This is a genomic window from Sporolactobacillus spathodeae (assembly GCF_016908935.1).
GTDB lineage: Bacteria > Bacillota > Bacilli > Bacillales > Sporolactobacillaceae > Sporolactobacillus > Sporolactobacillus spathodeae.
Genome location: NZ_JAFBEV010000011.1, coordinates 81,636 through 88,139 on the forward strand (window position 1 = coordinate 81,636; position 6,504 = coordinate 88,139).

Sequence of the window (6,504 nt, forward strand, 5' to 3'; positions counted from 1 at the left end):
ACAGCGGATACGACATCAGTTAAAATGAATGCATGGCAATTTGCCCGTTGAAAGAGGCGTTAGTGTGAAAGTAAACAAAGCCGAATACATCATCAGCGCGGTAGGCCCCGCGCAGTACCCAAATGATGGCATGCCAGAAATTGCTCTTGCTGGGCGTTCTAACGTCGGCAAGTCTTCGTTTATCAATAAATTGCTGAATCGCCGCAATCTTGTTCGTACCTCTGAAAAACCAGGAAAGACGCAGAAGTTGAATTATTTTCGAATTAATGATGCGTTTTATTTTGTCGATGTTCCTGGATATGGGTATGCGAAAGTTTCGAAGAAGGAAAAGGCTTCTTGGGGTCATATGCTTGAAAAATATTTTGCGGAACGCGACATGCTACACGCCGTCGTTCATCTTGTTGATTTACGGCATCCGCCGTCCAAAGAAGACATTCAGATGCATGAATTTCTTGAGTATTTCGAACATCCGATCATCACCATCGCAACAAAGGCAGATAAAATTGGTAGGAACAGCTATCACAAAAATGGGCAGATTATTGCTCGTGATTTGGGGTTGCGGCCGGATGAACCACTTATCTACTTTTCATCGCTCTCTGGTCTCGGGAAAGATGAGGCTTGGAAGGAATTGGAAAAATATTTGTGAAATTAGCGACAGGATACCGCAGCATTGTCCCGGTATTCGGTCGCTATTATTTTTTTATGCGTAAACAAAAGGCTTGTTATTGTGAACATTGTGTGAAAACCGGCTGTATTCAGTACTTTTCCAATTCTATACTTTGATTTTGAACGGCAAATTTGCTATTTTGAAACAGGACAGTTTTGTACGCGATATTGCCACACGGATGACACAAAAATTTTAAAATTGAACTTTGACATACTGGGAATGACCGGAGGGAAAGCGCTATGCACATTCTGGCTATTGGGGTTGACTTTCAGCATGCGCCGGTAGAGATACGCGAGCGACTGACTTTTGAACCCTCAGAATTGGAACAGGCACTGACAGAACTAAGAGAATCAAAGAGTATTTTTGAAAATGTGATTGTTTCGACATGCAACCGGACAGAGATATTTGTCGTCAGTGATCAGCTGCATACGGGGAAATATTACACGAAATGTTTTTTTGCAGATTGGTTTCATATGGATCGCCAATTACTCGGAAACTATCTGACAATTAAAGAAGATGCTGAGGCGGTGCACCACCTCTTCAGCGTCGCATGCGGTCTTGAATCGATGGTGCTCGGCGAGACGCAGATTCTGGGGCAAGTACGCAAGGGCTTTCTGCTTGCTCAAAGCCTTGGCACGACCGGGACTTTTTTTAATGAACTATTTAAGGAAGCAATTACTATCGCCAAACACGCGCATGAGCAGACGCAGATCAACGATCATCCTGTCTCGGTAAGCTATGCGTCGGTGGAATTGCTCCGATCGACTGCCGGATCACTGGCGAATCAATCAGTTTTGCTGCTTGGCGCAGGTGAGATGAGTAAACTTGCGGTGAATTATTTGCAAGGCACGCAGGCTGGAAAGCTGACGATTGCTAATCGGACACAGAATCGGGCGGAGAAACTCGCTGCTTCTTGTGGTGCGTCTGCTCTTTCTCTTGACGCAGCACGCAAAAGTCTGAATGAATTTGATATAATCATTGCCGCGACTTCGTCGAAACATTATCTGCTCACGGCAGAGGATTTTCAGGCAGCGGGTCTGACACATACGCTTCTGGTGATGGATATCGGCGTGCCAAGAAACATTGATCCTGAAGCGGCGTCGCTTGATGTGATTAAGCTCCTAGATATTGATAATTTGGCGCATATTATTGATACAAACAAGGAAGCACGCAAGAAGGCGGCAGTTGAGGTGGAACAGTTGATCGAGGTACAGCAGCAGAAGTTTCTTCAGTGGCTGCATACGCTTGGCGTTGTGCCGGTTATTGCAGCGCTGCGGCAGAAAGCGTTGGCAATTCAAGCGGAAACAATGCGCAGCATGGAAAATAAGTTACCTGAACTGACCGAACAAGAGCGTAAAATTATCGGTAAGCACGCTAAGAGCATGATCAATCAACTGATGCGTGATCCGATCAACAAAGTAAAGGAACTCGCCTGCGGGGAGCATGGCCCTCATGCCGTCGATCTCTTTGCTGAAATATTCAATTTGTCCGATCGTGTCGAAAGGGCTTCGGCGGAGACAACGAAGCAAACGATTGAAGGAAGAAGCACGGAATGCGCATTTTCAGCATTGAATGCGCGATAATCAGTTTGATAGATTATAAGACGATGAGCCGACGAAAGAAGTGGAAAAGATGCGTACCATTCATGTTGGATCGCGCAAGAGCAAGCTTGCGCTCGTGCAAAGCCAGCAGATCATCCATGATTTAAGCGATCAATTTGATGATTTGAAATTTTCACTCGATCATATCGTGACAAAAGGTGATCGAATACTCGACACAACTTTATCAAAGATTGGGGGGAAAGGGTTATTCGTCAAGGAAATTGAACTTGCTCTTTTAAACGGCAGCATTGATTTCGCAGTCCATAGTATGAAGGACATGCCGGCCGCGCTTCCTGAGGGCTTGCTAATCGCTGCGATACCGCGGCGGGAAGTTCCTGCTGATGTGCTGGTTACGCGAGACGGTTGCCCGCTGGAAAACTTGCCTGAGGGTGCTTGTGTTGGTACAAGTAGCTTACGTCGCGCCGCCCAGCTCCTCCATGTCCGTGACGATCTCAAAATTCTAAATTTGCGCGGCAATGTCGATACGCGGCTGAAGAAACTTGAAGCGGGTGACTATGATGCAATTGTACTTGCTGCAGCAGGAATGAAACGGCTGGGCATCCAAGCAAATGGTGTTCCGCTTGCTTTTGACGCTGTACTGCCCGCTGTGGGTCAGGGTGCGCTAGCCATTGAATGCCGCACATCTGACCAAGATTTGAGGGACAGACTGAGCAAAATCAATGATCCTGAAACGGAAACAACGGTGCGCGCGGAACGCGCTTTTCTGAAAAAATTGAATGGCGGTTGTCAAGTGCCAATTGCGGCTTTCTGCACGATGCATACAGACGGTTCTCTGACTTTGACGGGACTTGTTGCTTCAGTAGATGGAAAAGAGATCTTGAAAACAACACAAACTGGCACTGAGCCGGAGATGATCGGCTATCGCGCGGCAGAAATTTTGCTGCAGAAAGGTGCAGAACAGATCTTAGCCGAAGCGGCGGAAGACAGTGATAGTCATGAACGTTAAGCGCCAGGACGCCGCACTTTTAGGAAAGAAAATTTTGGTGACGCGTGCTGCAAACCAGGCAAAAGAAATGGCGGATCGGATCCGATACTATGGAGGAGAACCGGTTTTTGCCCAAGTGATTGCCTATCGTCCCGCGCAAGGAACAGAGGCGGAATGCGAGGCCTGGAATAAGGCTGTTCGTGAGGCGGAATGGGTGATTCTCACGAGCCAGAATGCTTTGGATTTTTTTATCCGTCAAACCGATCCGAACATCCTGGGAAAACTAAAATGGGCTTGTGTTGGTAAAAAGACTGCGGAACGTCTTGCCTCTTACGGGTTTCAAGCCGACTTTCTGCCTGCACGGTTTACGGCGGATAGTCTAGCTCAGTCGTTTGCTGTCAATGTGCAGAGGCCGTGTCGCGCAGTCGTACCAATGGGCTCTTTGTCAGATGGTCATTGGCTTGAGCCCTTGAGGCGCGCCAATATTCATCTAACGGAACGGGTGCTTTACGAGACAGTTGCCTGCACGTCCGAACGGGAAAACTTGGAGGCAGCGGTGCGCCAAGGAACATTAGACGTTCTAACTTTCGCTAGTCCGTCTGCCGTCTCTTTTTTTACCGAACTGTTAGAGGATAAAGATTGGCACGCAGCCTTCGCTCATTGTCTGGTCGCAGCTATTGGCCCGTCTACAGGTCGGGAAATTGAGAAAATCGGTTATTTTCCGGAAGTAATTCCGGTTCAGCATACAGCGCAGGCATTGGTTGATGCGCTTGCAAGTTTCTACTCCAAATAAAAGGAAGTTTTAAGGATGAGCAATTCACTTAATTTTGATCGACATCGCAGACTGAGGCGGACAGCCGTTTTGCGTGATATGGTTCGTGAAACAAAGCTTGAGGTCAATGATTTCATTTATCCAATTTTCGTTGTTGCCGGTGAAAATATCAAAGAAGAAATTCCGTCGATGCCGAATGTCTTTCAGTATTCGCTGAATCGCTTGGATGAGGAATTGCAGGAAGTTTCCCGCCTTGGTATTCCAGCAATCATGTTTTTCGGCATTCCGGCAAAGAAGGACGCGCTTGGATCAGGCGCCTATGCGTCAGATGGTATCGTTCAGGAAGCGATTCGCCAAACGAAGAAAAATTATCCCGATTTGATCGTGATTGCCGACACCTGTATGTGTGAATATACCGATCACGGACATTGCGGCATTATACATGACGGTGTGGTCGATAATGACGAAAGTCTCGGCTATCTGGTTAAAACAGCAGTTTCCCAGGCGGAAGCGGGTGCCGATATCATTGCGCCGTCCAATATGATGGACGGATTTGTGGCTGCGATTCGTAAGGGATTGGATGAAGCCGGATTTATCGATATTCCGATTATGTCTTATGCCGTCAAATATGCGTCGGCTTTTTATGGCCCGTTCCGCGATGCAGCAGATAGCTCGCCGCAATTTGGCGATCGTAAATCGTATCAGATGGATCCAGCGAACCGCCGTGAAGCGTTGCTTGAAGCGGAATCAGATGTTCGTGAAGGTGCCGATTTCCTGATCGTCAAACCAGGACTTCCTTATCTTGATGTGCTGCGCGAAGTTCGTGATCGTTTTAACCTACCGCTCGTTTCCTATAATGTCAGCGGCGAATACGCAATGGTTAAAGCAGCTGCGCAGAAGGGGTGGATCGATGAGAAGAAGATCGTGCTTGAGGCCTTAACATCAATGAAACGGGCTGGCGCAGATATGATTATTACCTATCACGCGAAAGACGCGGTAAACTGGCTCAGAGGGGAAGAATGATTGATGCATTTCAGTAAATCAATAGCTGCTTATGAAGAGGCAAAACCGCTGATGCCAGGCGGTGTCAATAGCCCAGTGCGATCTTTTCCTTCGGTTGATCTGGATCCAATTTATATGGATCACGGCAAGGGATCGAAAGTTTATGATCTAGATGGCAATGAATACATTGACTATGTATTGAGCTGGGGACCACTGATTCTCGGTCATGCGGATGAGAAAGTCGTTGAGGCGATTAAAGAAACGGCTGAAAAAGGGACAAGTTTCGGCGCACCCCACGTTTTTGAAACAAAACTAGCCGAAGAAGTGATTCGTCGTGTGCCGTCGATTGAGATGATTCGCATGGTTAATTCAGGAACGGAAGCAACGATGAGCGCGATTCGTCTCGCTCGTGGCTATACGGGACGCACGAAGATTTTAAAATTCGAAGGCAGTTATCACGGCAGCTCTGATTCATTGCTAATAAAGGCTGGGTCAGGGGTGGCGACACTTGGATTGCCAGACAGCCCGGGGGTTCCGGAGCAGCTGGCTCAAAATACGCTGACAGTCCCATACAATGATTTGGCGAGTGTTGAAGCGGTGTTTAAGCGCTTTGGCGCTGATTTGGCTTGCGTGATTGTTGAACCGGTTGCTGGCAATATGGGTGTTGTGCCCCCTCTGCCTGGTTTTCTGGAAGGCTTGCGCCAGATAACAAAGGAATACGGTACATTGTTGATTTTTGATGAAGTCATGACTGGATTTCGTGTCGATTACCATTGTGCCCAAGGTCATTTTGGTATCACACCGGATTTGACGACGCTTGGTAAAGTCATTGGCGGCGGGCTCCCGGTCGGTGCATACGGTGGCCGGCGTGAAATCATGGAGCAAATTGCGCCTCAGGGACCGGTTTATCAGGCAGGCACATTGTCTGGTAATCCGCTTGCGATGGCAGCTGGCTATATGACACTTTCTCAATTGACACCGGAGGATTATAAGGAATTCCGGCGCAAAGCGGATCGCCTGGCTGAGGGCTACAAAGCTGCGGCGCAAAAATACAGCATTCCGCTAACGGTCAATCAAGAGGGCGCGATGATGGGTTTCTTCTTTAACGAAGGCCCCGTGACCAATTACCAACAAGCGAAGTCATGCAATCTCAGCCATTTCCGCAAATACTTTGCGACAATGATTGAACAAGGCATTTCACTGCCGCCATCACAGTTCGAAGGGGTCTTCCTTTCAACGCGGCATTCAGACGAAGACATCGAAAAGACGATCCTAGCTGCTGAACAAGCATTTAAAACGATTGCCGAAGAAAGCTGAGTTTTGCTTTTTTTTAATAAAATATGGTGAGTTAGAAAAGCCGGGAAGCGCATTCCCGGCTTTTTTGTACGTTAAGATTGTATAAAGATTTTAAAGGAATTAAGTTACTAGCGTTGCATAAAAATTAAAGTCTTAAATATGTGAATAATCAGAATTAGTTTGGGCCTTCTTGAATTAAAAAACTCAATAACCACTCAAG

Annotated in this window: 6 protein-coding genes; all 6 read left to right on the forward strand. The window is 47.2% G+C overall.

The genetic code is table 11. From position 1 onward, the window contains the following. Positions 1-64 precede the first annotated feature (64 nt). The 6 genes from yihA to hemL all read left to right on the forward strand — a co-directional run bounded on the left by yihA (position 65) and on the right by hemL (position 6,305). Complete coding sequence (gene yihA / locus JOC27_RS07450; protein WP_205006579.1) at positions 65-646, forward strand: ribosome biogenesis GTP-binding protein YihA/YsxC; 582 nt, start codon at positions 65-67, stop codon at positions 644-646. 260 nt (positions 647-906) lie between these two features. Next, positions 907-2,250, forward strand: coding sequence for a glutamyl-tRNA reductase (gene hemA / locus JOC27_RS07455; RefSeq protein WP_205006581.1), 1,344 nt, complete (start codon positions 907-909; stop codon positions 2,248-2,250). 49 nt (positions 2,251-2,299) lie between these two features. Continuing rightward, positions 2,300-3,235: a hydroxymethylbilane synthase gene (gene hemC / locus JOC27_RS07460; RefSeq protein WP_205006583.1), complete on the forward strand. Its 936-nt coding sequence runs from the start codon at positions 2,300-2,302 to the stop codon at positions 3,233-3,235. Next, positions 3,225-4,007: a uroporphyrinogen-III synthase gene (locus JOC27_RS07465; RefSeq protein ID WP_205006585.1), complete on the forward strand. Its 783-nt coding sequence runs from the start codon at positions 3,225-3,227 to the stop codon at positions 4,005-4,007. The genes hemC and JOC27_RS07465 overlap by 11 nt, the downstream gene beginning before the upstream one ends. Positions 4,008-4,022: 15 nt before the next feature. Then, a complete protein-coding gene (hemB, locus tag JOC27_RS07470) occupies positions 4,023-5,009 on the forward strand; it encodes a porphobilinogen synthase (protein ID WP_205006587.1) in 987 nt (328 codons plus the stop codon). 3 nt (positions 5,010-5,012) lie between these two features. Continuing rightward, positions 5,013-6,305, forward strand: coding sequence for a glutamate-1-semialdehyde 2,1-aminomutase (gene hemL, locus JOC27_RS07475; protein WP_415641028.1), 1,293 nt, complete (start codon positions 5,013-5,015; stop codon positions 6,303-6,305). The last annotated feature ends 199 nt before the right edge of the window (positions 6,306-6,504 follow it).